Consider the following 543-nt stretch of genomic DNA (forward strand, 5'->3'; position numbering starts at 1 on the left):
GATTGTACTGGAAGGTCAGTGCAGGCAGGATCTGGCCGTCGGCGTTGGTGCCGTACATTTTGGCGGTGTCACTTGCCGTTACATTACCGCTGGTATTGGTAAACAGGTTGTCGGTATTTTCCGGTTTGGCGTGCTGCCAGGCGAAACGTACCGCAGGGATTACTGAGAAATCACGGCCAGCCACGTCCCAGGTCATCTTGTCCTGCACAAAAGCACCGGCATTGATGATCTTGCTGTCGGCCTGTGGGCGTCCCAGGTTTACTGCGCCAGCCAGTATATTTTTGGCAACCAATGGGCGCTCAGACTCTGATTGGCGCAGGTTAACCCCGTAACTGAAGCGGTGGTTGCGCCACTCTTTGGTCGCTTTGCTTTCCAGCCCAACGGTGTTGGTATCGTAGCCGCTCCACACTTGAGTCGGTGACGCAGCATTGCTGATGGTGTAGTCGTGGGCTTCAGTTTTGCTAAAGAACAGTTTGCTGTTCAGACTGTCAAACAGCAGACCGTCAGTTGGCGTATACAGATCGGCAACGCTCACGCCCCAAC

The 543-nt window shown here is 54.5% G+C and carries 1 pseudogene; it reads right to left on the reverse strand.

What is annotated here, in order from left to right:
* Positions 1 to 543, reverse strand: a pseudogene (locus J5224_RS34705) (TonB-dependent receptor); the annotation flags it as partial.

It is taken from the genome of Candidatus Symbiopectobacterium sp. NZEC135 (assembly GCF_025962695.1).